Here is a 25,072-nt window from a genome sequence, read left to right as displayed (position 1 = left end):
ATATTCCGCCGCCGCCTGCGCAGCGCAGCTCGGCTGACGTCGAGTATCCAGGAAGCGCCAAGAGCCGCCATTGGGCCGGCTCCGAGAACACGACCTTCGCCAACCAGACCATCTCGTGACCGTCGGCCGCCGCAGCACGATCTGGAGCGGAGCGCGACCTACAGATCGATCGCCTCAGACACCTCAAGGGCGTCGTCGACCTCGATGCCGAGATATCGAACCGTACTTTCCAGCTTCCGATGCCCGAGGAGAAGCTGGCAGGCTCACAGGTTGCCTGTCTTCTTGTAGATCATGGCGACCTTGGTTCGTCTGAGGCTGTGCGTCCCGTACGCCCGCGGCTCGAGCTCGATCACCGAAACCCACTTATCGACCAGTCGGGCGTATTGCCGGGTGCTGACGTGCTGTCCCGAGCGACTGCGGCTTGGAAACAGCCAGTCGTCGTATCGACGGCCGCGAACCTTGATCCATGCGGCCAGAGCATCTCGCGTGGGCTCGGTGATCTCGAAGGGACGGGTTGACCCGTCTTCTGCTGAATGATCGTCGCACGCGCCCTGATCAACCCGCCTGGCGCATGGCCCAGCCGTTGATGGCCAGCTCGTCCTGCCTCCCAGGATACGACGAACAGTGGACAGACAACCGTACGGCGCCCCCCCTGCCGATACTGGGCGATTGGTCGCCGCAAAACCCGAGCGTTGGTCGCTCCGAGCGGCGTCTGGCCCTGGACGGCGTCGACGCGGCGTCAAGCGACGTTCCGCAAACCGCGTGCTCACGGTGACGGCCACGAAATGGGCCCAAAAGCCGCGATGCCGACATCGATCACCAGGAGCGCCGGCAAAGCTCCCGGTGCGCCGCGATCACGTCATGGCCGCCAGGGCCGGCTTGCACAAACGGCGGCGATCCGATCTCTCGACCGGATCGCCCTGGCATTCTTGTGTCGGCCTACCAGTTGACGGTCAACTTCACACCGTAGGTGCGCGGCGGTTGATATTGATACCGGTACGCCAGGTAGGTGGTGCTGGCGGGATTCTGCGCGTTGGCCAGGATCAGCCGATCCTCGATGTTGCGCACATAGCCTTCTAGCTGCCACTTGCCGCTGTCGGGCGCGTAGGTAATGACCGCGTCCGATCGGAAGTAGGCTGGCTGGCTGTCGGCGCCATAGTTGTAGAAGGTGAAATAGCTCTTGCTTTCGTAGTGGGTCTGAGCCCGCGCCGTCAGCGCCCCGCCCAGGACATTCCACTGATGCTGGTAGCCGAGATTGGCGCTCCAGTCCGGCGACTGCGGCGGGCGATGCCCCTTCATTTGTAGGTTCGCGCCGCTGGTCAGGACGGCGAAGTCCTCATAGCGCCCGTGGTTGTAGCCTAGGAAGAAGTTGAGACGATCGGCCGCCGTGAGCTTGGCCACGCCCTCGACCTCGACGCCATAGTACTTGGTGCTGCCGGCGTTGAGGATCAGGGTGCCCAGCGACCCGGCCGAGGTGAGCGCGGCCTGGGAGACTTGCTGGTTGGCGTAGTCGTAGTAGTAGGCGTCGAGGTTGATCTGCAGGCGGTTGTCGAAGAAGCGGTTCTTCGAACCGATCTCGTAGGCCTTGATCGTCTCGGGGCCGTAGATGTTGAGATCGGTGAAACCGCCGGCCTTATAGCCGGTGTCGAACTTGGCGTAGAGGAGGTTGCGCGGCGTCGCCTGCCAGTTCAGCGCCGCGTGGACGGTGGTCTTCTCCGAGCTCACTTTCGAGTTCTGCGGCGTGGTGACGTAGTTGAGCGCTCCGCTGGCCAGATAGGCGCCAATGTTGGCCACGCGATTGAAACCGGTGCGGCTCTTGTCATCCGACGAGTAGCGCAGACCCGCTTCAACCTTCAGCGTATCGGTCAGATCGTACGAGCCCTGGCCAAACAGCGCCCAGGATTTGGCGATCACGTCGGGATAGACATAGGTCTGAAGCGGGGTCGCCGTCTCCAACAGCGTCAGGCTGTTGCGATAGTCCTGAAACACCGTCGAGACGTCGTTCTTCTCGTGGAAGGCATAGGCGCCGACCTGCCATTTGAGCCGACTGTCGTTGTCCGAGGTCAGTCGCAGCTCGTTGTTCCAGGTGTCGGCGATATTTGCTTCGTTGTAGGTGAAGTTCGCGCGGTTGGTGCCGTACTGGCCGCCCAGCGTGTTCAGCCGCTTGTAGTCCTGGTGGCGATAGCCGCCCAGATAGGTCAGGCTCGCCCCGTCGAACTTGTAGGTGGTGGTCCAGCGCACCCCGGTCGTGTCGATGTCCATGAAGCCGCCGGCCGGAACCGCGAAGGTCTTGCCATCGCCCGGGATGGTGGGGCGTGACAGGTCCAGCACGCCTGCGGAGGTATTGCGCTGGGGGACGGCCTGGACCACCGGGCCCACCCCGTCGACCGTGGCGTATTCCGCCGTCACCAAGCTCGACCAGCGCTCGTTGGGTTCAAACGCCAAGTGGACGCGGGCGGCCTTGGAGTGCTCGTCGTCGCCGGCCTCGCCGACTGGGTTCTTGCGATAGCCGTCGCGGTCGCGGGTCTGGAACGCCACACGCAGCTTGACCGCGTCGCTGAGCGGAATATTGACCATCCCCGTGGTGTTGAAGGCGTTGTAGCTGCCCGCTTCGGCCGAGGCGTAGGCGGAGAATTCTTCGCCCGGCTTGGCGGTGATCATGTTGATCGCGCCGCCCGTGGCGTTGCGGCCCAGCAGCGTTCCTTGCGGACCCCGCAGCACTTCAACCCGCTCCAGATCAAACACGGTCGAGTTCAAGCCCACCGATCGCTGGGTGTAGAAGCCATCGACGCTGATCGACACGGCCGGATCGCCGATCTCGTTGGTGTCGCGGCTCGAGACGCCGCGGATGCCGACGACGACGGAGGCGTTCTGGGTCGCGAAACTGACCGCCGGCGCGATGGTGGTGATGTCCTGCAGGTTGCCCACGCCTTCGCGCTTGAGCACCGACGCATCAATGACGCTCATCGAGATCGCCGTTTTCTGTTCGGTGCTCGTCCGCTTCTCGGCGGTGACGACCACCTCCTCCAGCTGGACGTCCTGGCTCGGCTCGGTCGCCGCGCCCGGCCCGGCCTGGGCGAAGGCGATCGCCGGGGCGATCAGGACGCCGCTGGTGCTGATCGCGATCAGGCCAACGGTGTTCAACAGATTCCACTTCATCTTGGTTCTCCCCTTTTTATCGAAGGCTCTGGCGGCCGATTTCTGCCGCCGCCGCCTCCGCAAACCGTGAAGCCGAGGTAGCGGGCAAGGCAGGACGTCAGTCACTCATTTATTTGAATGTTCATCTTTCGATAGTTGAATAATCACGTTTTTGCACAGCTGTCACGCGCGTTGTAGAGGTGGCCGCTCACCAAATGGGCGCCGCCGAGCACGCGGAAGTTTCGCGATGCGCCCGATGCCGCGCCCGATGGTTGCAGCCCCCGAGCGATGCGCGCGGCCAAGATACCTAAATCACTGTAATTCCGCGAGAACCCGATACCCCTCCATGAAGGGAGGAACCAGGGAGATGACTATGAACACTCACGACATCCGAAACAAAAAAGTTGAAATTTCACGTAATTGAGTGACGATCGCGGCGCCGCGCCATCCTCAATCAGACGGAACACCCCAGGCATGCACGTCAAGACCAGGCTCACCCCAGCGCTCATCCTGAGCCTCGCGTTCAGCACGGCAAGCGTCGCGCTGGCTCAACCTTCCCCGACGATCGACAAACAGGCCCAAGCCCTGCGCAAGAGCCGGACGTTCGTCGCGCTCCAGACGGCGATCACCAACGACTACGAACGCACCGTGCGCGAAGGCGTGACGCTCACCGAGATCCCCGCGCCGACCTTCAAGGAGGAGGCCCGCGCCAAGGCTTTCGCCCAGTTGCTTCAGGATGCGGGACTCCAGAACGTCGAGATTGACGCGGTCGGCAATGTGACGGCCTTGCGCAAGGGCGAGGGCAAGGGCCCCCTGGTCGCGGTGATCGCTCATCTGGACACTGTCTTTCCCGAAGGCGTCCCGGTGAAGGTTCGCCGCGAGGGCCTGACCCTCCATGCGCCGGGCGTGGGCGACGACACCTTCCCGCTTGCCGTATTGGCGACCTACGCCCGCGCCCTGGCCGCCGCCAAGGTTCGCACCCGCGCCGATATTCTGTTCGTGGGCAGCGTCGGCGAGGAAGGTCTGGGGGACCTGCGCGGGGTCCGGCATCTTTTCCAGCATGGTCCCTATGCCGGCAAGATCGCCAGCGTGATCGTTTTCGAGCCGGCCGCCGCCGGCCAACTGATCAATGTCGCCGTGGGGGCCCGGCGCTACAAGGTCACCTTCACGGGACCCGGCGGTCATAGTTTCAGCGATTTCGGCATCGTCAATCCAGGTTACGCCATGGCCGGCGCCATGACCGCGATCAGCCGGATCACCACCGATCCGGCCACGCGCACGACCTACAATGTCGGGGTCGTGTCCGGCGGGACCTCGCCCAATGTCATTCCGACCCAGATGTCGATGAGCATCGACATGCGTTCCGAAGACCCCCGGGCGCTCGAGGCTCTCGAGGCGCGTTTGCGCGACGCCCTCGACCAGGCGGTCGCGGGAGAAAACGCCGCCCGGTCAACCCTCAAGGGATCGATCCGTCTGGAAACCGAGGTTCTGGGCGACCGCCCCGCCGGCCGCACCGGCAAGGAGGATCCTCTCGTCCAGAGAGCCGAAGCGGCCATGCGCTCGGCGGGCCTGACGCCGCGCTACGACTCGGCCAGTACGGACGCCAACCTGCCGATGAGCCTGGGTCTTCCGGCCATCGTGATCGGGCCGGGCTTCAGCGCCAAGGACGGCCACTCGCCCGAGGAAAGCCTCACGCTCGATCCCGCGCACGACCCCCTCAACATCGCCACCGCGCTCCAGGTCATCCTGCTGCAGACCGGCGTCGAGCATCCCTGATCCTTGAGCGGCGCGCGCCCTTCGCAGACGCTCACCCCCGGTCCGGGATTGGCCCTGGGTCGCGACTGTCCAGGGTCTTGCGGCCCCTTGGCCCCTATCGGCGTACGGAGCAAATCTGGTCGGCCGCCTTGGCGGCGGCGGCCAAGCCCGCCCCGCGTCGATCTCAGCGTGACGCGGTAGGTTGAACTCGCTATTGAACGTCCAAACCGCGTAGTGATCCCAGGGGCTCGATGACGGCGTCCGACGACAGCGAAACCTCGTTCCGCAAAGCCGACTGGCCGTTCTACTGGCTGACGCGCGCCAGTGCGCTCTATCTGGCCAACATCGAGAGCGCGCTCAAGAAGATCGGCCTGGATGTGCCGCGCTGGCGAGTGCTGATGTCGATTCACGAAAGCGGCTGCGCCAGCGTCGGCGAAATCGCCGAACAGGCGATCGTCAAATTGCCGACGATGACCAAGATCATCCAGCGCATGCAGTCGGATGGTCTGGTCCACTGCCGGCCGCGGGCGACCGACGCGCGCGTGACCGAGGTTCTGCTGACGCCCGCGGGCTTGAAGGCGCGCGAGCAGGCCTGGCATGAGGCCGAGCGGGTCTATGGCCGCGCCTTCGGCTCGATCGCCAACCGGGACGTCACCAAACTCAACCAGATTCTCGCCCGGGTCTTCGACAACCTTCAGAAGATCTAGACTTTAGAGGGCCTGCAGGCTCGGCGCGCCGATCCGATGGAAGGCCCGATCGAAATAGATCAGACCTTCGGCGCCGTCGCTCGTCCGGATCGCTTGCACCTCGCAAAGAAAGGCGCTGTGCGTGCCGATGTAACGCGACAGGGTGATCTTGCAATCAAAGGCCACGACGGCGTCTTCGAGGACGGGACATCCCGTGGCGAGGCTCGTCCAGGCGCCCCCGGCAAACCGGTCCGCGTCGACCTCGGCGCGCCCGGCGAACGCCATGGACAGCGCCTCGTGCCGTCCGGCCAGGACATTGACGCAGAGCACGCCGTTCTCGGTCATCATGGCGTGGCTGCGCGAGCGACGGTTGACGCAGACCATCAGACTGGGCGGCTCGTCGGTGATGCTGCAGACGGCCGAAACCGTCAGGCCATGGCGTCCAGCAGAGCCGTCGGTGGTGACGACGTTCACGGCCGCACCAAGCCTGGCCATCGCATCGCGGTAAGTCTTCTGATCGATCATGGGATCTTTCCGGGATTGGGGAACGAAGAGTCCAGGCTCACACGTCCAGGACGAGGCGCGCGGACTTGGCGCGCGAGCAGCAGACGAGCATCTGGTCATGGGCGGCCTTTTCCGCGTCGGTCAGGTAGACGTCGCGATGGTCGACCTCGCCTTCGAGGACATTGACGAGGCAGGTTCCGCAGACCCCTTCCTCACACGAGACCTCGATGTCGACGCCCTGGGCGGCCAAGGCGGCCACGATGGAGACCCCCTCCCCCACCCTGAGGGTCTTGCCTGAACGGGCGGCGACCACCTCGAAGGCGCCGCCGCTGGTGTCGACCTCGGCGCTGAAGTACTCGCGATGGATGGCCCCCTCGGGATAGCCGAGGGCGCGAGCCTGCTCGATCACCCAATCCATGAAGCCGGCGGGACCGCAGACATAGAGATGCAGGCCCGCGGCCGGGGACGGCAAATCCTGCGCCGGCGAGAAGCGCTGGGCGGGCTCGGCATCGTCATGATGCACCCGCACCTGGTTCGCGAACGGCGCCTTCGCCAGTTCGTCCAGGAAGGCCGTGCGGGCCGCCGAGCGGGTGCAGTAGCGAAGCTCGAAGGCGTCGCCCCGCCGCGCCAAGGCATGGGCCATGGCCAGCATCGGCGTGATCCCGATTCCACCGCCGACCAGGACCGATCGGGTGGCCGCCTCGGCCAAGGGGAAGTGGTTGCGCGGGGCGCCAACCTTGACGTACGCGCCGGGCGTCAGCAGCCGATGGGCGGCGCGCGAACCGCCCCGCGAGGCCGGGTCGAGCAGTATGGCCAGGCGATAGCGGTCCGGCACGGCCGGATCGCCCAGCAGCGAGTATTGCCGCACAAGCCCGGGCGCGACATGCAGGTCGACATGGGCGCCAGCGGTGAAGGCCGGCAGCGCCGCCCCATCCTCGGCGACGAGGTCCACGGCGACGATGTCGCCCGGATGCTCGACCCGCCGGGCGACTTTCAGGTTCAGAACGGTGTCGCTCATCAGGGGATCTCGCAGCTAGCGCATGTAGAGGCCGCCGTTGACGTCCCAGGTCGCCCCCGTCACGGAGGCGGCTTCGGGCGAGGCCAACAGGCTGACCATCCGGGCGACGAACGCTGGCGCGCCCAGCCGCCCGACGGGAATGGTCTCGACGATGGCCGCCAGTTTGTCGGCGGGCACGGTCCGACGGACGGAGGGCAGGTCCAACGGACCAGGCGCGACCGCGTTGACCGTGACGCCATGGGCCGCCAGGTCGCGGGCGAAGACCTTGGTCAAGGTGATGATCGCCCCCTTGGAGGCGGCGTAGTGGGCGCCGGTGGCCGCGCCGCCGTTCTGCCCCGCCAGCGAGGCCAGGTTGACGATGCGGCCGTAGCCGGCCGCCTTGAACCGCCGCCCGGCGATCTGGCTGCCGATGAACACGCCGCGCAGGTTGACGGCCAGGACCGCGTCGAACTCGTCGGCGGTGATTTCCAGCACCGGCTTGGCGACCGTGACCACGGCGTTGTTGACCAGGACCTGGAACGCGCCCCAACGGGCTTCGACCGCCGCCGCCGCCGCCTCGAAGGCGGCGGGATCGCGGACATCGAGGGCCAGCGCCAGGACGCGAACGCCGGTCGGATCAAGTTCGCTGGCCAAGGCGCACGCGCCGTCCAGGTCGATGTCGGCGAGCGCGACGTTGTAGCCCTCGGCCGCCAGGTCGGCGGCGATGGCGGCCCCCAATCCCTGGGCCGCGCCGGTCACAATCGCTGTTTGGGTCATGGGCGCGCCTAGAACAGATAGGCGACGCCGCCCAAGGCGTCGGTCGAGTTGATCAGGCGCACGACCTTGCGTTCGATCAGCAGGCCTTCGACGCCGCGCGCCAGGTCATAGGTGATCTCGGCCGCGTAGGTCCGCTGGACGTCGCGCTTGGTCTCCACCAGATGCTGGACGCAGCGCACGGTCATGGCGTGGGCCGTATCGGCGACCACGACGAACCGCGACACGGTCCGAGCCGTGCGCGCCGCCGCGGTCGCCGACATGGAATGGGCGCTCATCAGGCGCGCGACACGCGCTCGGCGCATCTCGTCGTTGTCGAGCACGTAGTTGAGACTGTTGTCGAAGTCCTCGGTGTCGGGGTCGATCGGGATCACATAGATCCCTTCGGTCCGCCACAGCGTCAGCCAGGCCGGATACTCTCGACGATCGAGCAGTTCGGCTTCGCGCCAGATGAAGCTCATGGCGTCGAGCAGGCTCGAGGCGGCGGTGTTGGTCTGGCCGGTCATGCCGTCATCATCCTCTTCCACATCCGATAGGCCGAGCGCATCCCCGTCTCGGCGCTCACGTCGCCGGTTCCAGCGCCGCGGTTGTCGACGCCCTGCGCGTCCAGGCCGCGATTGAGCATGATCCAGACGTCCGAGCCGGCGGCCGAGCCGCGTTGCACCCGGGCCCAGGCCTCGGCGTCGTCGGGGCTGCCAAAGCCCATGGGCCCCTGGAAGTGCTCATGCAGGCGCAGCCGCGCCCGATTGCCCGCCGCCGGACCGCCGTCCATCGTGATGGCGATGTGGCTGATCTCGGTCTCGTCGACCGCGACCGGGCGCAGGACCCGGAAGAAGGCCATCGAGCAGGCCAGGTTCGGGAAGAGGTTCAGGTTGAAGCCCGTGCCGCCGACGGCGCGCACCACCTTGCGAACCACGTCGTCGGGATAGTCGCGCGCCAGCTCTTGGGCCAAGGCCTCGAAGCGCTCGGGGATGGGCGCCTCCAGGTTCTCGTCGAGATCGACGAGGTCGGGGATCATCACCATGACGCTATGGCCGTTGCCCAGATCCTGGACGAAACCGCCCTGGTTGAGGACGTCGAACAGCTCTTCGGTGTCGTCGTCCAAAGAGGTCAGGAACGACTTGTGGACCAGCGGGAAGTGGTAGGCGTCGGTGGTGTTCTCCAGCTGGATCTTCCAGTTGCCCGGGAAGCGGAACTTGTGCTCGCCGGCGGTCTTCACGCCAAAGCCGGCGTCCTGCTTCATGAAGAGATCGATCCACGGCTTGGCCTCGCCCAGGAAGTCCTCGAGCGGCTCGATGTCGTGATTGAGCGAGGCGAAGATCAGGCCCTGGTATTGGTCGACCTTCAGGGCCACGAGCGGGAACTGGCTCTTGTCGAGCGTGTCTTCATAGCCTTCGGCATAGGGCACGCCTCGCAGCGAGCCGTCGAGCGCATAGCTCCAGCCGTGGTAGGGGCAGACATAGCTGTTGGCCTTGCCGCGACGCGCTTCGCAGACCGTGGCGGCGCGGTGACGGCAGCGGTTGAGCAGGACGTTGATCTTGCCCTGGCGGTCGCGGTTGACGATCACCGGGTGGCGGCCAACGAAGGCGGTCTTGTAGCTGCCCGCCTCGGGCAGTTCGCTGGCGTGGGCGACCCACACCCAGGTCTTGTCGAAGATCTTGTCCATCTCCTGATCGAAGAGCGCCGGGTCGCGATAGAGCTGGCTGTGCACGCGATCGGGGCGCACCAGGTCGGCGAGGCCCCCAGGCGTGGGGGTCGCCTCGGGCGAGGTCTGGCTCGTCATGTGGTCATGTCCGTTGATTGGAGGTGGAGACCGGGCGTGGGAAGCGCATCGGCGGTGTTCCAGGCGTCCACGGGCCGGCTGAAGAGATTGGCGGTGGCGAAGCGGTGGATGCGCCAGCGCGCGGTTTCGCGCCGGAACTGAACCGACAGACGCGCGGCCGTCAGAAACGAGGCGCCGCTCGCGAAGGTCGAGGTCTGCAGCATCATCCAGGCGCCGCTCGCCTGATCGCCGCTTGCCTCGATCACCTCGGAGGTCAGGAAGTGGGCGTTGAACGCGAAGTGAGGCGGGCGACCGCGATACGCGTCGAGCATGGCCACGATAGCGGCCCGCCCGTGATGACCGCCGAAAGCCTGGCCATATCGCTCGCCCTTGCCCGCCCACTCCGCGTCCTCGGTGAAAAGGTCGCCGAGCTCGTCCATGGGCGTGTCCGCGTCGAGGTGGTCGCACAGCTCCATGTAGCGGGCCATCAGCCGCCGGATGGCGGCCTGATCTTCCAGGGCCTGGAGCCGTTCGAGCAGAGTCAGGGCGCTCATGGTCCGGCTCAGTCGCGCGCGGCGGCCGGGATCACCAGCTCGCGGCCCAGGCGGGCCTCGACGCGGATGTATTTCCAGAGACGATGCTCGCCCACCTCGATCGTGCGAAAGAGGTTGCAGGCGGCCACGACGCTGTCGCGATCGGGCATGTCGGCCAGGATGTAGAACGTCCAGGGCCAGCCCGCGGGCGAGGTTCCCACCATGGTCTGGTCATCGTCGAGCGTGCCGAGGATCTCGGCCCCGGGAATGTCGGCGATGCCGCGCAACATCCGACCGGTCGCCTGCCAGACGCCGCCGATCTCGCTGGCGGGAAGGTCGAAGAAGGTCTGCAGCACCGCCATGCAAAACAGGGTGCGGATCTTGGGTTGGATCTCGGACATGAAATCAGGCCTTGGACAGGAGGAGACAGCGGGGATCAGGGAAAGCTCGGGGCGCCCTCGCCCCCCAGCAGGATGCGCCCGGCCGCCTGCTGATGACCTTCGGACAGGAAGGCGTGCTGGGAGACGACCATGGCGTCGCGCACATGCCGCGACAGCGGGTGATCGACGAAGATCGCCGTCGTGCCGGCCAGCCTGAAGACCGCCTGAGCCACTTGTGCGGCGACCTGGGCGGCATGGATCGACGCCAGACGCATCGGCGTGACGTCGGCGGCCGTCAGGGCTTGGCCGGCCTGGACCCTGGCCCACAGCGCCTCGGTGGCCTCGTAGAACCAGGACCGCGCGGCGTTGAGGGACGCCTCCTGGCGCGCGACCTCGATCTGGGTCCAGGGTCGATCGCCCAGGCGCGGCCCGCCGGTGATCGAGGTCTTCACCGACGCCATCTCGACGATCTCGTCGAGCGCGGCGCGGGCCACGCCCAGGCCGACGACGGCCAGGACCTGGGCCGCCAGGGCCATGGCCGGATAGCGATAGAGGGGTTCGTCCAGCGTGGGCGCGCCGCCGCGGATGAAGGTCCAGTCCTCGGGCACCAGGACGTCCTCGACCACCAGGTCGTGACTGCCCGTGCCCTGCATGCCGATCACGTTCCAGTTGGGCTCGATCGTCACCTTGTCGGCGGGCAGGACGGCCATGCGCGGCAGGCCGCCGGTCTCGTCGTCCTTGATGACCACGCCCACGCCGATCAAGCTGGCTCCGGGACTGCCGCTGCCAAACCGCCAGCGCCCCGACACCCGCAATCCTTCGGGCGTGCGCGCCGCCGGCTGCGGCGGAAACAGACCGCCGGCGAACACGACATCGGGACCGTCGGCGTAGATGGTCTTGAGCGTGTCCAGCGGCAGGCTGGCCAGGTAGGTCGCCGCCGCGCCGAAGCTGGCGACCCAGCCGGCCGAGCCGTCGGCGCGGGAGATCGCCTCGATCATCCGGCAGAACTCCGCCGGCGAGCGGGCGTCGCCGCCGAATTGGCGCGACACCAAGGCGCGATAGACGCCATGGGCCTGGAAGGCCGCGACGATGTCGCCCGGCATCGCCTGGCGCGCCTCGATCTCGGCCCGCCGGGCGCGAATATCGGCGAGCAATGCTTCGAACGAGGCCAAGCTCTGCGGCGTGACGGGAGAGAGGGAAGGCATGGCGCTCATCGGGCGGGGTCTCGTTGGATCGGGGTCGGAGTGAGATCGGCAAGGCGCTCGGCGATCCGTTCGCCGATGGCGCAGAGGTGGTCGTCGCCCTGACGGCGCCCGATGATCTGCAGGCCCACGGGCAGACCCGTCGTCGAGAGCAGCGGGATGGTCAGCGCCGGATGGCCGCTGACATTGAACGGTCGCACCAGGCGGGTGATGGCCAGGGCCGCGGCCGCATCCGTCGCGGCGGCCAGGGAGAGCGGCGTGAACGGCAAGGTGGGCAAGACCAGGGCCTCGACGCCCTTCAGCGCGTCGTCGACCTGCCGGGCGAACGCCTCGCCGGCGGCGCGCGCCTCCGCCAATTGATCCGGGGTCACCGTCGCGGCGCGACGCAACCGCGCCGCGACATCGGCGCCCAATCTCGGGTCATCGACCAGGTGGCCGTAGGCCGACCACGCTTCGCCAGCCATGAGGGTGAGACCGGCCTGGAACGCCCGCTCGAGATCGGGCAGAACGACCGTGCGCATCGGCAGGCCCGTCCAAGCGAGCGCGGCCTCGACGATTTCGAGCACCTCGTCATCGGCGTCGACCACCACCCGTCCCAGCGTCGGGGCTTCCAGCCGGGCGCAGGGATCGAAGCTGGGATCGATCATGGTCATGGCCAGCTGAATACCGGCCATCGAAGGCGCGATCGGCCCCACACTGTCCAGGTCCGAGCGTTCTGGCGTGACGCCGCCCCGCGCGATCCGCCCCAAGGACGGCTTGAGGCCGAAGACGCCGCAGCAGGCGGCGGGAACGCGAATGGAGCCGCCCGTGTCGGTGCCCAGCGCTAGATCGACCTCGCCGCCCGCCACGGCGGCCGCCGAGCCGCTCGAGGATCCGCCTGGGATCAGATCGGGCCAGCGCGGATTGATCGGCGTTCCGTGGCCCGCGTTGACGCCGGTCACGCCATAGGCCAGCTCATGCATCTTGGCCTTGGCGACAATCCGCCCGCCGGCCGCCAGGATGGCCTCGACGACATCGGCGTGGCGGCCGGCGGGCGCGACGTGTTCGAGCGCCAGGCTGCCCAGCCGCGTGGGGTGGCCCGCCACGTCGATGCTGTCCTTGATCGCGAAGGTCGGCCCCTGGCCGCCGATCGTCATCATGTCGAGAAACGGAGATGTCACAAGATCCTCGGCGCGTTCACGCGCCTTGGTTTCAAGGCCGCGATTGGGATGGAAACGTGTCGCAATTTAGATGAACATTCAACTATTTTTTCGCAAGGTATCCGGAGAAACCCCAACCAACGCAACCTTTTGGCGGCGGGCGGCAATCTCAGAAGGCTTCGGACATACGTGAAATGTCAACTATCGAACGTCGCGCCGGCCCTGGCAATCGGTTTTGATGAATTTTCAAGCAATCTCGCGCCACCGCCTCTCGGAACTTGCTTCATGAATAATTGAATGTTCAAGTTATCCACCCAAGGGAGACCGCCGATGCCTCTAGAGACCCGACCAGCGGATTTGCCGTGGTCACCCATCACGTTCGGCGCGCGCCTCGCCCAGGCCCGACGCCGCGGCCTGGCCTTCGAGCCGTTCGAGGCCGGTCAACCGGCGACGCTGGCCCAGGCCTATGCGGGCCAAGCCGCGGCCATCGGCGCCTGGGGTGAGGAGGTCGCCGGCTGGAAGGTTGGCCGCATCGCTGATCCAGCCGGGCTCGGCGTCGAGGACGACCGCTTCGTTGGGCCCATCTTCGCTTCCAGCGTCCAGACCGCCCAAAGCGACCAGGAGGTCATGGGCTTCGATGTGATCGAGGGCGGTGAGGCGGCCCTCGAAGTCGAGTTTGTCGTCAGGCTGGCCCAGGATGTCGCTCCGCACAGCGTCCATGCGCCGCAAGACGTTCTGGAGCTGGTTGACCAGATTCATCTGGGCGTCGAGATCGCCGGAAGCCCCGCGCCGAACCTGAACGCGCGCTCGCCCCTGCTGTCGATCGCCGCCTTCGGCAACAACCTGGGTCTGATCCTGGGCCCCGCTGTCGCCGCCCGCGCCGATCTTGACGCCATTGTCTGCGAGGCCCTGATCGATGGCGTCAGAGTCGGCGCGGGCGGCGCGGGGAAACTTCCGGGCGGCGTGGCCGCGGCCTTGGCGTTCGCCATCAACAAGACCAACGACCTGGGACGCCCTCTTCGGCGCGGCGCGCTGATCTCGACCGGCGCGACGACCGGCATCCATCCGGTGTCCGCCGGCCAGCGCCTGACGGCTCGCTTTGGCGGGGCGGGCGAGATCCAGGCCCTCGCCCGCCCGCTTGCGCCCTGGTCCGCGCCAGGCCGATGAACACGCCGACCAGGACTTGCCCGCCAAGTCTGGAATCGAGGAGGAAGAGCATGGATCGCAGAACCTTCGGCAAGCTCCTGGGCGCCGGCGCCATGGGCGTTGCGTCCTTGGCTGAAGCCGCCTGGCCGGCCCAGCCCTGGGGCGTGCAGCTGTTCACCGTGCTTGAACCTCTGGAGCGCGATTTCGACGGCGCCCTCAGGGAGGTCGCCGCGATCGGCTACAAGGAGGTCGAGACCATTGGCAGCTTCGGTCGCGATCCGGCCGCCGTGCGCGCGACCTTCGAAAAGTACGGCCTCAGGTCGCCCTCCCAGCATTTGGCGCCGCCCTCGCTCTACGCGGCCTTCTCGGCCTGGGCCCGGCGCGAAACCACGACCGAGGGCGTCAGGGCCGCCTATAGCGCGGCCTTCACGCCCCAGACCGTGATGCCGCTCGTCGAGCAAGCCGTCGTCAGCGCCAAGGCGCTCGGGCAGACCTATGTGATCTGGCCCATCCTCTTGGAGGCGCATCTTGCCGATCGCGCCAGGCTGGACACCTTCATTGCCCTCTTCAACCAGGCCGGCGCGCTCTGCCGGCGCGAAGGGCTGGTCTTCGCCTTTCACAACCACGATCGCGAGTTCAGGCGGTTTGGAGACGACGTCATCCTCGACCTGATCCTGAAGGGAACCGATCCGGCCCTGGTCAAGTTCGAGCTCGACTTCTATTGGGCCAGCAAGGCGGGCGTCGATCCCGTGGCCTATTTCACCCGCTACGCCGACCGCTTTCGGGCCTGCCACGTCAAGGACATGAAACCTGACCGGGACTTCGCCGCGGTCGGGGACGGCGTGCTGCCGATCGCCGCGCTGATCAGCGCGGCCCGGCGCAGCGGCGTGCGACACTTCTATGTCGAGTACGACCGGTCGAACGATCCGCTTGCGGAGATCCGCAAGTCCTACGGATACCTGCAACGTCTGCGGATCTGACCGCTCGCGCCGCCGGTTCAAGCCGACCACGGGGCGCTAGAGCCTGTTCCGACACCGCTTCTCGTGCCGGGATCGTCACGGGACCCGAAGGGGCGAAGTTCAAAAACCGGGCATTTGCCCGCGCCGCCGCCAGGCGCCCGCACCGCCAGGCCAAGGTGACGCGAAGTCGAGATTTATTAGTTGACTTTTCAAGTAATAAATCCGCCAAGTCGCCATAACGAAGCGATCCGCGGGGCCGACCGGACCGGACGCTTTGCAATCCCGATCACGGGCAATCACGTCGATCGCGCCGAGGCCCGCGCTCAGCAGGGCCGGCCAGAACAGGGGCTCAAGATGCACGACAAGGCCACGATGGCGCCGTCGATCCAGAAGACCCATCCGCAAGGGTGGTACGTCGTGACCGTGTGCATGGTCGCCTACGTCCTGTCCTTCATCGACCGACAGATCCTCAGCCTTCTGATCGCGCCGATCCAAGCCGATCTGCGCATTTCCGACACCCAGTTCGGCCTGCTGAGCGGTCTGGCTTTCGCCCTGTTCTACGCGCTCATGGGCCTTCCGATCGCAAGCCTCTCGGACAGCAAATCTCGGCCGCTGATCATCGCCGCGGGGGTGGCTTTCTGGAGCCTGGCGACGGTCGGGTGCGGCTTGGCCCGCAACTTCGCCCAACTCTTCCTGGCCCGGGTTTGCGTTGGCGCGGGCGAGGCGGCGCTGACGCCGGCCACCTATTCCCTGATCAGCGACCTGTTCCCCAAGGACAGACTTGGACGCGCCGTGGCGGTCTATTCGCTGGGCTCCTTCCTGGGCGCGGGCATAGCCTTCCTGGTGGGCGGGGCGGTAATCGCCCTGGTCAGCGCCCATGGCGTCACCCAGATCGGCGCGATCAGCCTCTCGCCCTGGCAACTGGTCTTCATCCTCGTGGGCCTTCCGGGCTTGCCCGTCGCCCTGCTGGTCCGCCAGACCATCCGCGAACCTTTTGGCGATGGCCGCCGCCCGTCCCAGGACACGCCGCCCTTCTCGGCGGTCCTGGCGCTGCTGGGCCGCCAACGTCGGATCTTCGTTCCCCATATCGCCGGCTTCATGCTGGCGGCCATGGCGCTGTTTGCGGTGCTGGGCTGGTCGCCCGCCTTCATCATGCGCCGCTACGGGCTCTCCCCCGCCGAGAGCGGCGTCTGGCTTGGGCTGGTGGCGGTGTTCGCCGGCGGCGGCGGCTGCCTGGCCAGCGGCTGGCTGATGGATGCGATGACGCGAGCGGGAAGGGCCAACGCCCCCTTCCTGACCGGCATCGTCGGCGCGACAGGCACGGCCCTGGCCGCCCTGCCCGTCCCCTTCGCGCCCAACGCGCCGGCCGCCTTCGCGCTCGTGGGCCTGGCCATGTTCTTCGCCTCGTTTCCGATGCCGCCCTCCACGGCCGTGATTCAGATCGCCGCCCCGCCCCGTCTGCGTTCGCGCGTGGCGGCGATCTTCATCTTCTTCAACTCTCTGATCGGCCTGGCCGTCGGCAACGGCCTCATCGGCTACCTCAACGATCACGTCTTCCACAGCCCCAAGGCCGTGGGGCTGTCCATGGCGATCGTCATGTCCGGGGCCGGAGCCCTGGCCGCCCTGATCCTGTCGGCGGGCGCTGGCCCGTTCGCGCGCTTTGTCACCGCCGCCAAGATCCCCGAGCCCGAACGCTAGCTTTCCGGGCGGCGCGACGTCGCCGTCACCCCATGCGAACAACAAAGGCCGCTGTCCCGATGTCCCGAATTTCCGCCGCCTCGCCTCGACGCCAATCCAGCCTGGGCCGAACAGCCGGTCTGGCGACCCTGACGCTCGCCCTGGGCCTGCAGGGCGGCGTCCCCCTCGCGATGGCCGCCCCCAAAGCGCCCCCCGGGCCCGCAGCCGACCTTCTGGCCAAGATGGGGCCCGACACCAGTGCGGGCCACGACGCTCGGGTTGCGGCGCTGCTGGCGAAGATGACGCTGGACGACAAGATCGCCCTGATCCGCGGCGCCCAGGAGCCGGCGGCCACCGACCAGGCCGTCGCTGGCTATCTGGCCGGCGTTCCGCGCCTGGGCGTGCCCGCGATGCGCTTCGCCGACGGCCCTCCCGGAATTCTGACGCGCGAGCCCTCCCCCGCGCCGACCGCCACCATGGGCCTTGCGGCCACCTTCAGCCGCCTCGACGCCCAGAAGAACGGCGCCATCATCGGCCTGGAGGCGCGCCGTCTCGGCGTCGATGTGGCCCTGGAGCCGTTCATCAACATCCTGCGCGACATCTCCACCAGTCGCGGCTGGAACACCTTCGGCGAGGATCCGGTCCTGTCGGGCGTCATGGGCGCCGAACAGGTGGAGGGCATCCAGGGCCAAGGCGTCATGGCCCAGGCCAAGCACTTCGTCGGTTATGACAACGTCGGCTTCAAGGCGGTGATCGATCCCCAGACCCTGCACGAGGTCTATCTGGCGCCGTTCGCCGACGCGGTCGACGCGGGCGTCTCCTCGGTGATGTGCGCCTACAACCAGGTCAACGGGGCCTTCGCTTGCGGCAATGACAAGCTGCTCAACACGATTCTCAGAGGCGACCTCGGCTTCAAGGGCTTTGTGACTTCCGACTGGGGCGGCGCCCACAAGCCGACGGACCTCAAGGCTGGCCTCGACATGGAAATGCCCGGCCTGATGGCCAAGGGCAGTCCCTGGCTGACGATCACGCGCTCCTACTTCGACAACGATCCGGCGCCGATCGCGCCGCTGAAGATGAGCAAGGACGTCTTGGCCAAGGTCTTCACCCGCACCATGCCCGAGGAAGACGCCGCCCCCCGGCCGCCCTCGGCCGACGTCTTCGCCGGCCAGTTCCCCGACGACCCGCACCCGACCAACATCGCCGCCGGCCTCGCCGACGGCGCGATCGACATGGCCGCCATCGACCGCGCGGCCGCTCGCGTGCTGCGCCAGATGGCGCGCTTTGGCTATCTCGACGGTGGAACCCACCAGCCGACCGGCCAGGCGCCGGATCCCCGGATCGCGGCGGTGATCCGTCAAACCAGCACCGACGCGGCGGTGCTGCTGAAGAACGACGATGCGGCCTTGCCGCTCAAGGCCGCCGACTATGCGGATCTGGCCTTGATCGGGCCCGGCGCGGGCCAGGTCGTGGCGCTCGGCATCAACGCCGAACACGCCCTGGGCGTCGTCGGAGACCAGAAGGGCGTGTACGAGGTTCTTGCGGCGCGCTTGGCCAAGACGCCGGGCGCGAAGGTGAGCTTGGCGCTCGCCAACGACATGACGGGTGTTCCGGCGCCGGCCGCGCTGCTGTCCTACGACGGCGCGCCCGGCGTCGCGCGTTTCGTCGACGGCCGACAGGTCGGGCGAGACGCCGCGATCGACTTCACCGGCGCAAGGCGTCTGCCGGCCGGAACCACGGGTGTCTGGAAGACCAAGATCAACATCCCGGCGGACGGGCGCTATGGGCTCTATCTTCAGGTGTTGGGCGCGAACGCCGAGTTAAGCGTCGACGGCAAGCTGGTGGGCCGCACGAGTTCGATGATCGGGGCGCGGCACGGCGACACCGTCCAAGCCGGCCAAGACAATCTCCTACCCACTACCGATGGTCTCAACAACGTGCGCCGTGACGTCGAGCTGACGGCTGGCGAGCACGCGCTGGAGATCACCACGAGCGATGACACCTCGCGCGCGCCAGTTCAGCTGCGCCTGAACTGGGTGACGCCGCAGGCGCGCGAGGCGACCTATCGCCAGGCCGTCGAAACCGCGGCCAACGCCAAGAAGGTGGTGGTTTTCGCCTGGGCTCGCCGTCTGCCGGTTTTCGGCCTGCCCGGCGACCAGGATCGCCTGATCTCGGACATCGCCGCCCGCAACCCCAACACCGTTGTGGTTCTCAACACCAGTCTGCCAGTGGCCATGCCCTGGCTGACGAAGGTCAAGGCCGTGGTCAACATGTGGTGGCCCGGCGATCAGGGCGCCCAAGCCACCGCCGACATTCTCCAGGGCCGCGCCAGTCCGGCGGGCCGCCTGCCCTTCACCTGGGCCAAGCGCCTGGAGGACTATCCCACCCACGACGCGCGCCACCCCGAACGCGGCCTCGACGCCTCCGGCGAGGTCGTCTACTCCGAAGGCCTGCACGTCGGCTATCGCTGGTTCGACAAGAACAAAATCGAGCCGCTCTACCCGTTCGGCTACGGCCTCTCCTACAGCCGCTTCGCCTATTCGGACCTGAACGTCGCCAAGGCCAGGGACGGCGGTCTAGACGTGCGCTTCAAGGTCAAGAATGTCGGCAAGGTCACCTCCGACGAGGTCGCCCAAGTCTATCTGGGCGCACCCAAGGCGCCGCCGGCCGGCGTCGACTTCGCCACTCGAGCCTTGGCGGGGTTCGACCGGATCACCCTTCACCCCAACGAAACGCGGACCCTGAGCATCCACCTGACGCCGCGTCGACTACAGTATTGGAGCGAAACCGACCGCAGCTGGCGAAATGCGACCGGCGAGCGGGAGGTGTTTGTCGGTCCCTCTTCGCGCGACCTGCCCCTTAGGCGGACTGTACGCTAGGGGTGCGGACCTGGAACCCATCTTGCCGGCTCCAGGTCTGTCGTCCTTGGACGCCGCGACAGCTCGCCCTCACGCACTTTGTCGAACGCCTGCCCCGCGCCATCAGCGGACTCTGACGCCACTTCGGGAACGCGACGTTCGCGAGGCGAATTGGCCTCGCCGCTCGCGCCTTCTTACAGGCTTGAGAGTCCGGGAAGGTGGAATTGGTCCACCTTCCCGAATAGCTTTGTCAGAAGCGTTTAGCGGCGCTGACCCGGCCTGTTGTTGAGCTTAGGCCGGCAGCCTTCTCTCCGCCGACATCCACGTCGAGTGTCCAGCCGGACCCCAGCTCGGCGCCGGCGCCGAGTTCTAGGCTGACACGCTCTCCCTTCCAGCCGACGCCGCCAAGCTCGTACACCGCGCCATCCAGCCAGTCGGCGTAACGAATCCGCTGCGGATCGATACCGGCAAACTCCCGCGAGTACTCGAGACGAACGCGGGGCGCGAAGACCAGGTCGCCAACTTTGTAGCTGAGGCCAAGCCGCCCGCCGACCACGCCAACACGGGAGCGAAGATCGCGCCGATCGAAGGCCAGGCTGTAGATCTCCGAACCGTTCTCGGCATAGGCCTTGAGCTTGCCGTCGATGCTTTTGGCGCGAAGATAGAGCGACCATAAAGCTCGACCCTTTTGGCCGTCGTACCCTGCGGTGAGCGCGCCAAAGCGCAGCGTCGCATCGCGTTGACCCAGAGCGACCTCTCCGGTGGCAGCGACCGTCCGACGGGTGTCGAAGGTCAGGTCGCCGATCCCGGCGACCGCGTCGATGAACGCGCCCGACGAAGGGTGAAAGCTGGCATAGCTCGCCGCGGTCCAGCCCTTGGCCTCGACCCGCCCCAGGCCTTGACCCAGCTTGCTGACGTCGGAGGCGTACCCACCTCCCAGACCCACGGTGAGGGTCGGCGAGACACGCATATCGGCGCCGCCGCTCACGCCCGAGGTCTGGACGCTAAGCTTGGCGCGACCGCTGTCGGCATCGCGTCGGCCCACGATGATGGCGCCGCCGGACCAGACCTCGACTTCGCCAACACCACGAGGGCCCTGCGAACCGGCGGTCGAGCCGCCGGCCACGCCGCCTTCACGGCACAGGCGCTGTTCTTCCGGCGTGCGCGCCGTCGGCGCACAGGCGCCGGTACCGGCGACACCCGACCCTAGCGTGACGCCCAGGCCGCCGGCGCGCTGATCGCCGTGCAGGCGTTCCAGGCGCCGGGAGAAGTTGTCCATCTGGGTGCTGGCGAAGCGGCGGGCCGCCTCGGTTTGCGCATCGCTGATCGCGCGCACACCGGTGTCCAAAGTGGGATCCGGGCGCGCTTCGATCGTCAGGATAACCGTCAGCGGGTCCGAAACGCCCGAGCTGTTGGTCAGGGTGTATGTGAAGCGCACCTCGCCCGTCGTCGCGCCCTTGGACGTGAACTCAAGAGTGTAGCGACGGTCGTCAGCCGTCCCACCCTCGACCAAGCGCGACGTGCCAACGCTTTCCGCGGGCTTCGAGACCAGGGCGGCGCCGATGAAGGGGCCGTCCAGAGCGGCCGCGGTCAGGTCGATGACGACCTTGCGTCCGCCCAGGGCCGAGACCTTGAGGACCGGCGCCGTAGGCTTGGACTTGACCACCTCGATGTTGACCAGGGCCGGCGCGGACACGCCCCCCGGACCGATCGCGACGAACGTGAAGCTGTCGCGGCCGACATAGCCCTTGTCCGCGGTGTAGACGGCGGTGAAGGCGGGGGCTGGGGCGGCCAAGGCAGCTGACGCGGATTTGGCACGTGTAGCCGCCGTGGTGACCACCGAGGCCGCAGCTGCTCGCACCATCTCGACCTTCCCGTGCTTGGGCAGCGTCTCGATCCGCACGTCGGTAACGATACCCTTCACCAGGCTCGCAAGATCGAACGATAGCTGATCGACGACCACAGCCGCGTCGTCTTCCGCCGTCGTGTCCAGGGTCTGATCGGTGGGCGACTCGGCGGTCGGCGGCGGCGGGGGCAGGACTTTGATTTTGACCGTCGCAACGCGGGAGGCGCCGTCTCCCCGCTTGACGCTGAAGCTGAAACCGTCCGAGCCGATATAGCCTTGAGCCGGCTCATACGTCGCCACAACGCCCGAAACAGTGAGCTTGCCGTTGGAAACGCCCGATTGCATGGCGATCGTGTCGTCCGCGCCGAGGCTGGCCAGCGTGATCGAGACCGAACCGTTGTAGGCGACTTCGATGCTCTGATCTTCGGCAACGAGCGCCTGACCGACCGTACCGCTCAAGGTCAGCGAGGCTTTCTGACCATTGGCGTCGGTGACCTCAATCGTGACGCTGAAAGGTCCGGCCGTCGTCGGCGTGCCGGAAATTTGGCCCGTCGGCGAAAGCGACAGGCCTGCGGGCAGCGCGCCGCTGAACACAGCGAAGGCGTAGGGGCCGGTTCCGCCGGAGGCGGTCACGGCGACGTCCAAGGCTTGGCCGACGATGGGCGTCGCCAGACCGCCCGACGAGATCGAGACGCGCTCGTTGATGGCGCCCGAATAGCCTTTGGCGTCCATGATGTTGTTGGCGTCGGTTGCGGTGATGGTGAAGCTGAAGGGACCCGAGGTCGTTGCCGTGCCGCTGACTGCGCCTGTCGACGGGTTGAGCGACAGGCCGGCCGGCAGAGAACCCACCGAGACCGAGAAGGTCACCGGCGCCGTGCCGCCCACGGTCGCAATCGCCTGGCTGTAGGTCACGCCGATCACCGGGGTGGGCAGGGTCGCGGTCGTGATCGCCAGGCGCGCGCCAATCGTGCCGGAATAGGCCTGGGCGTCGGAAATGCCATTGCTGTCGGTGGCGGTCAGGGTGAAGCTATATGCACCCGGCGTCGTCGGCGTTCCGCTGATCACACCGGTCGACGTGTTGAGCGACAAGCCTGCCGGCAAACTCCCTCCCGAGGTCGAGAAGGTCACCGGCGCCGTCCCACCCGACGTGGCGACAGCTTGGCTGTAGGCGACGGCAGCCACCGGCGTGGGCAGGCTGGTCGTGGTGATGGACAGGCCCGCGCTGATCGTTCCCGAATAGGCCTGGCTCGCCGTGATGCTGTTGTTATCGGTCGCGGTGATCGTGAAGCTGTAGGCGCCCGGCGTGGTTGCCGTGCCGCTGATCACGCCGGTCGAGGCGGCGAGCGACAGGCCCGCCGGCAGCGAACCGGCTGAAACCGAGAAGGTCACCGGAGCCGTGCCGCCCGAGGTCGCCACCGTCTGGCTGTAGGCGACGCTGATCACCGGTGTGGGCAAGGTCGCGGTCGTGATAGCCAGGCCCGATCCGATCGTTCCGGTATAGGTCTTGGCGTCGGTGATGCTGTTGTTGTCCGTCGCGGTGATCGTGAAGCTGTAGGCGCCCGGGGTGGTGGCCGTGCCGCTGATAACGCCGGTCGAGGCGGCGAGCGACAGACCCGCCGGCAGCGCGCCAGCCGAGACCGAGAAGGTCACGGGGGCCGTGCCGCCCGAGGTGGCGACCGTCTGGCTGTAGGCGACGCTGATCACCGGTGTCGGCAGGGTCGCGGTCGTGATGGCCAGGCCCGATCCGATCGTTCCGGTATAGGTCTTGGCGTCCGTGATGCTGTTGTTGTCCGTCGCGGTGATCGTGAAGCTGTAGGCGCCCGGGGTGGTGGCCGTGCCGCTGATAACGCCGGTCGAGGCGGCGAGCGACAGGCCCGCCGGCAACGCGCCAGCCGAGACCGAGAAGGTCACGGGGGCCGTGCCGCCCGACGTGGCGACCGTCTGGCTGTAGGCGACGCCGATCAGCGGCGTGGGCACGGTCGCGGTCGTGATGGCTAGGCCCGATCCGATCGTTCCGGTATAGGTCTTGGCGTCCGTGATGCTGTTGTTGTCCGTCGCGGTGATCGTGAAGCTGTAGGCGCCCGGGGTGGTGGCCGTGCCGCTGACAACGCCGGTCGAGGCGGAGAGCGACAGGCCCGCCGGCAGCGCGCCAGCCGAGATTGAGAAGGTCACCGGGGCGGCGCCGCCCGAGGTGGCGACCGTTTGGCTGTAAACGACGCCGACGACCGGCGTCGGCAAGGTAGCGGTCGTGATCGTCAGGGCCGCGCCGATCGTGCCTGTATAGGTACGAGTCGCGGTCACGCTGTTGTTGTCGGTGGCCGTGATCGTGAAGCTATATGCGCCTGCGGTCGTGGCCGTTCCACTGATCACGCCCGTCGAGGCAGCCAGCGACAGGCCGGCCGGCAGCGATCCCGCCGAGACCGAGAAGGTCACGGGGGCCGTGCCGCCCGAGGTCGCCACCGTCTGGCTGTAGGCCACGCCGATCACCGGTGTCGGCAGGGTCGTGGTCGTGATCGCGATGGCCGGCGCAGAAACCGTGCTGGAGTATGGGGAGCCCGAAATCGCGGTGCTATCCAGAGTAATGGCGACGCTGTCCACGCCGGCCGAGGCCGGCGTGTAGGTGAAGCTGTAAGTGCCGTTGCCGTTGTCGGTGATGGCGCTCACCGTCGCGCCGGCATTGGTCCCGCCGATGGTAGCGGCCAGCCCGCTCGCAGCGCCGGTCACGACCGCCCCGCCGGAGTCACGCACAGTAATGACGACGGTGGTCGTCGCGCCCGCCGTGCCGTTGGGAACGGAAGCCGTCGACTGGGCCGCGCTGCGCACGCCCGTATAGGTCACCGACACCGTGCCGGCGCTGGTGGTGGACGTGCCGTTCGCCGAAGCAGTGGCGCTGTAGCTCACCATGCCCGACTGCAGGCCCGTGACCGTGAAGGTGGCCTTACCGGTGCCGTCCGAGGTCGCCGAGCTGGGCGAGATCGACGAGGCGTTGCTAGGGCTGCCGGATAGCGTCACGGTTGCGCCGGTCAGGGCCGCGCCCGACGTCAGCTTGGTCGTAACAACGATCGTCGCCGTCCCACCGACCGCCGCCGAAGCGCTGGATCCTCCATTGACCAGAAGGGTGGTCTGGGCCGGGTCGGGCGCGGTCGCGTCAACATATTCGTTGAGCTTGGCGACGATGGCGTTGGAGCTGCCGCTATAAGAGCCTGACGTGGTGTAGGATCCACCAAGCACCAGAAGGCGATCGCCGCCAGTGCCACTAAAAGCCACGGCATCCATCAAGGTGTTGCCGTTCGGATAGCGGGAATTGAGCACCCCAGTTTCCGAGAACTGAACACCGCCGATCTTGTAATAAAGCGTGCCGCTGGTGTTTTGGAATGCGCGCTGCGCGCCGCCGTCCGAGAACCGGATCGAGCCAGCATCAGCGTTCAGCGCTGTGGTGGTGGTGAAGGTTTGGCCCGAGATGCTGCCCTGGTAGGCGCGACTGAACGTCAGGTCCGCCGCCAGTGAAGGCTGCGCCACGGCCAGCAGAGACACAACGAACAGCAAAAGCGCCGCAACCGTTTGCAACACGACATTCGGCTGGGCTTTGTGGGCGGACATTTTGAGGCTCGTTCTGGAATAACTCCGATCTGCTTAGGTCGCGCGAGGTTAATGCCGTCGTGAGGATTACACCCTGGCGGGAGCGTCTGATCGTCGCATCGCCTTGCGCAGCGCAC

At 67.1% G+C, this 25,072-nt stretch carries 17 protein-coding genes and 1 pseudogene; 6 read left to right on the top strand and 12 right to left on the bottom strand.

What is annotated here, in order from left to right:
* Window positions 1-158: 158 nt before the first annotated feature.
* Window positions 159-571 (bottom strand): annotated as a pseudogene (locus tag EIK80_RS13665) (tyrosine-type recombinase/integrase); the annotation flags it as partial.
* 368 nt (window positions 572-939) lie between these two features.
* Window positions 940-3,159 carry a TonB-dependent receptor gene (locus EIK80_RS13660; protein ID WP_125157554.1) on the bottom strand — a complete coding sequence of 740 codons (2,220 nt, stop codon included), beginning with the start codon at window positions 3,157-3,159 and terminating at the stop codon, window positions 940-942.
* 453 nt (window positions 3,160-3,612) lie between these two features.
* Between EIK80_RS13660 and EIK80_RS13655 the strand changes: the two genes are divergently transcribed.
* A complete protein-coding gene (locus EIK80_RS13655; protein ID WP_125157553.1) occupies window positions 3,613-4,914 on the top strand; it encodes a M20/M25/M40 family metallo-hydrolase in 1,302 nt (433 codons plus the stop codon).
* A 230-nt stretch (window positions 4,915-5,144) separates the two neighbouring features.
* The gene (locus EIK80_RS13650) at window positions 5,145-5,600 is read left to right on the top strand and encodes a MarR family winged helix-turn-helix transcriptional regulator (protein WP_125157552.1); all 456 of its coding nucleotides are present in this window, start codon (window positions 5,145-5,147) and stop codon (window positions 5,598-5,600) included.
* A 3-nt stretch (window positions 5,601-5,603) separates the two neighbouring features.
* Here EIK80_RS13650 and EIK80_RS13645 read toward each other — a convergent pair whose 3' ends face one another.
* The 9 genes from EIK80_RS13645 to EIK80_RS13605 are packed head-to-tail and all read right to left on the bottom strand — an operon-like array spanning window position 5,604 to window position 12,891.
* The gene (locus EIK80_RS13645) at window positions 5,604-6,104 is read right to left on the bottom strand and encodes a flavin reductase (RefSeq protein WP_125157551.1); all 501 of its coding nucleotides are present in this window, start codon (window positions 6,102-6,104) and stop codon (window positions 5,604-5,606) included.
* A gap of 37 nt (window positions 6,105-6,141) precedes the next feature.
* On the bottom strand, window positions 6,142-7,101 hold the full coding sequence (locus EIK80_RS13640) for a PDR/VanB family oxidoreductase (protein WP_125157550.1): 960 nt from the start codon (window positions 7,099-7,101) through the stop codon (window positions 6,142-6,144).
* Between the two features lie 15 nt (window positions 7,102-7,116).
* Window positions 7,117-7,857, bottom strand: coding sequence for an SDR family NAD(P)-dependent oxidoreductase (locus tag EIK80_RS13635; RefSeq protein ID WP_125157549.1), 741 nt, complete (start codon window positions 7,855-7,857; stop codon window positions 7,117-7,119).
* 8 nt (window positions 7,858-7,865) lie between these two features.
* Window positions 7,866-8,360 (bottom strand): aromatic-ring-hydroxylating dioxygenase subunit beta, encoded by a 495-nt coding sequence (locus EIK80_RS13630; RefSeq protein WP_125157548.1) that lies wholly within the window; start codon window positions 8,358-8,360, stop codon window positions 7,866-7,868.
* Window positions 8,357-9,637: a Rieske 2Fe-2S domain-containing protein gene (locus tag EIK80_RS13625; RefSeq protein WP_125157547.1), complete on the bottom strand. Its 1,281-nt coding sequence runs from the start codon at window positions 9,635-9,637 to the stop codon at window positions 8,357-8,359. Before EIK80_RS13625 ends, EIK80_RS13630 begins: the two co-directional genes overlap by 4 nt.
* Complete coding sequence (locus EIK80_RS13620) at window positions 9,634-10,170, bottom strand: nuclear transport factor 2 family protein (RefSeq protein ID WP_199743473.1); 537 nt, start codon at window positions 10,168-10,170, stop codon at window positions 9,634-9,636. The genes EIK80_RS13625 and EIK80_RS13620 overlap by 4 nt, the downstream gene beginning before the upstream one ends.
* An 8-nt stretch (window positions 10,171-10,178) precedes the next feature.
* Window positions 10,179-10,550: a hypothetical protein gene (locus EIK80_RS13615; protein WP_125157545.1), complete on the bottom strand. Its 372-nt coding sequence runs from the start codon at window positions 10,548-10,550 to the stop codon at window positions 10,179-10,181.
* Between the two features lie 35 nt (window positions 10,551-10,585).
* Complete coding sequence (locus EIK80_RS13610) at window positions 10,586-11,743, bottom strand: acyl-CoA dehydrogenase family protein (RefSeq protein ID WP_125157544.1); 1,158 nt, start codon at window positions 11,741-11,743, stop codon at window positions 10,586-10,588.
* On the bottom strand, window positions 11,740-12,891 hold the full coding sequence (locus tag EIK80_RS13605) for an amidase (protein ID WP_199743472.1): 1,152 nt from the start codon (window positions 12,889-12,891) through the stop codon (window positions 11,740-11,742). The genes EIK80_RS13610 and EIK80_RS13605 overlap by 4 nt, the downstream gene beginning before the upstream one ends.
* 309 nt (window positions 12,892-13,200) lie before the next feature.
* On the opposite strand from EIK80_RS13605, the gene EIK80_RS13600 reads away from it, so the two are divergent.
* The 4 genes from EIK80_RS13600 (at window position 13,201) to EIK80_RS13585 (ending at window position 19,531) form a co-directional block, all read left to right on the top strand.
* On the top strand, window positions 13,201-14,037 hold the full coding sequence (locus EIK80_RS13600; RefSeq protein ID WP_125157543.1) for a 2-keto-4-pentenoate hydratase: 837 nt from the start codon (window positions 13,201-13,203) through the stop codon (window positions 14,035-14,037).
* A 50-nt stretch (window positions 14,038-14,087) separates the two neighbouring features.
* A complete protein-coding gene (locus EIK80_RS13595) occupies window positions 14,088-14,996 on the top strand; it encodes a sugar phosphate isomerase/epimerase (protein ID WP_158624680.1) in 909 nt (302 codons plus the stop codon).
* A gap of 333 nt (window positions 14,997-15,329) precedes the next feature.
* Window positions 15,330-16,673 carry an MFS transporter gene (locus EIK80_RS13590; RefSeq protein WP_199743471.1) on the top strand — a complete coding sequence of 448 codons (1,344 nt, stop codon included), beginning with the start codon at window positions 15,330-15,332 and terminating at the stop codon, window positions 16,671-16,673.
* Between the two features lie 59 nt (window positions 16,674-16,732).
* Window positions 16,733-19,531, top strand: coding sequence for a glycoside hydrolase family 3 protein (locus EIK80_RS13585; RefSeq protein ID WP_199743470.1), 2,799 nt, complete (start codon window positions 16,733-16,735; stop codon window positions 19,529-19,531).
* 229 nt (window positions 19,532-19,760) lie between these two features.
* Here EIK80_RS13585 and EIK80_RS13580 read toward each other — a convergent pair whose 3' ends face one another.
* A complete protein-coding gene (locus EIK80_RS13580; RefSeq protein WP_125157541.1) occupies window positions 19,761-24,956 on the bottom strand; it encodes a putative Ig domain-containing protein in 5,196 nt (1,731 codons plus the stop codon).
* Window positions 24,957-25,072 lie beyond the last annotated feature (116 nt).

Source organism: Caulobacter sp. 602-1, from assembly GCF_003931565.1.
Taxonomy (GTDB): domain Bacteria; phylum Pseudomonadota; class Alphaproteobacteria; order Caulobacterales; family Caulobacteraceae; genus Caulobacter.
The sequence above is the reverse complement of the archived record's forward strand: the minus strand, read 5'-3'. Positions and strand labels throughout refer to the sequence as shown.

What these genes read in the sequence shown, in the direction of transcription:
- EIK80_RS13650 (WP_125157552.1), top strand. Translation starts at nt 5,145, where the DNA reads ATGACGGCGTCCGACGACAGCGAAACCTCGTTCCGCAAAGCCGACTGG.
- EIK80_RS13630 (WP_125157548.1), bottom strand. Translation starts at nt 8,360, where the DNA reads ATGACCGGCCAGACCAACACCGCCGCCTCGAGCCTGCTCGACGCCATG.
- EIK80_RS13660 (WP_125157554.1), bottom strand. Translation starts at nt 3,159, where the DNA reads ATGAAGTGGAATCTGTTGAACACCGTTGGCCTGATCGCGATCAGCACC.
- EIK80_RS13585 (WP_199743470.1), top strand. Translation starts at nt 16,733, where the DNA reads ATGTCCCGAATTTCCGCCGCCTCGCCTCGACGCCAATCCAGCCTGGGC.
- EIK80_RS13645 (WP_125157551.1), bottom strand. Translation starts at nt 6,104, where the DNA reads ATGATCGATCAGAAGACTTACCGCGATGCGATGGCCAGGCTTGGTGCG.
- EIK80_RS13590 (WP_199743471.1), top strand. Translation starts at nt 15,330, where the DNA reads ATGCACGACAAGGCCACGATGGCGCCGTCGATCCAGAAGACCCATCCG.
- EIK80_RS13580 (WP_125157541.1), bottom strand. Translation starts at nt 24,956, where the DNA reads ATGTCCGCCCACAAAGCCCAGCCGAATGTCGTGTTGCAAACGGTTGCG.
- EIK80_RS13600 (WP_125157543.1), top strand. Translation starts at nt 13,201, where the DNA reads ATGCCTCTAGAGACCCGACCAGCGGATTTGCCGTGGTCACCCATCACG.
- EIK80_RS13640 (WP_125157550.1), bottom strand. Translation starts at nt 7,101, where the DNA reads ATGAGCGACACCGTTCTGAACCTGAAAGTCGCCCGGCGGGTCGAGCAT.
- EIK80_RS13615 (WP_125157545.1), bottom strand. Translation starts at nt 10,550, where the DNA reads ATGTCCGAGATCCAACCCAAGATCCGCACCCTGTTTTGCATGGCGGTG.
- EIK80_RS13620 (WP_199743473.1), bottom strand. Translation starts at nt 10,170, where the DNA reads ATGAGCGCCCTGACTCTGCTCGAACGGCTCCAGGCCCTGGAAGATCAG.
- EIK80_RS13625 (WP_125157547.1), bottom strand. Translation starts at nt 9,637, where the DNA reads ATGACGAGCCAGACCTCGCCCGAGGCGACCCCCACGCCTGGGGGCCTC.
- EIK80_RS13655 (WP_125157553.1), top strand. Translation starts at nt 3,613, where the DNA reads ATGCACGTCAAGACCAGGCTCACCCCAGCGCTCATCCTGAGCCTCGCG.
- EIK80_RS13610 (WP_125157544.1), bottom strand. Translation starts at nt 11,743, where the DNA reads ATGAGCGCCATGCCTTCCCTCTCTCCCGTCACGCCGCAGAGCTTGGCC.
- EIK80_RS13635 (WP_125157549.1), bottom strand. Translation starts at nt 7,857, where the DNA reads ATGACCCAAACAGCGATTGTGACCGGCGCGGCCCAGGGATTGGGGGCC.
- EIK80_RS13595 (WP_158624680.1), top strand. Translation starts at nt 14,088, where the DNA reads ATGGATCGCAGAACCTTCGGCAAGCTCCTGGGCGCCGGCGCCATGGGC.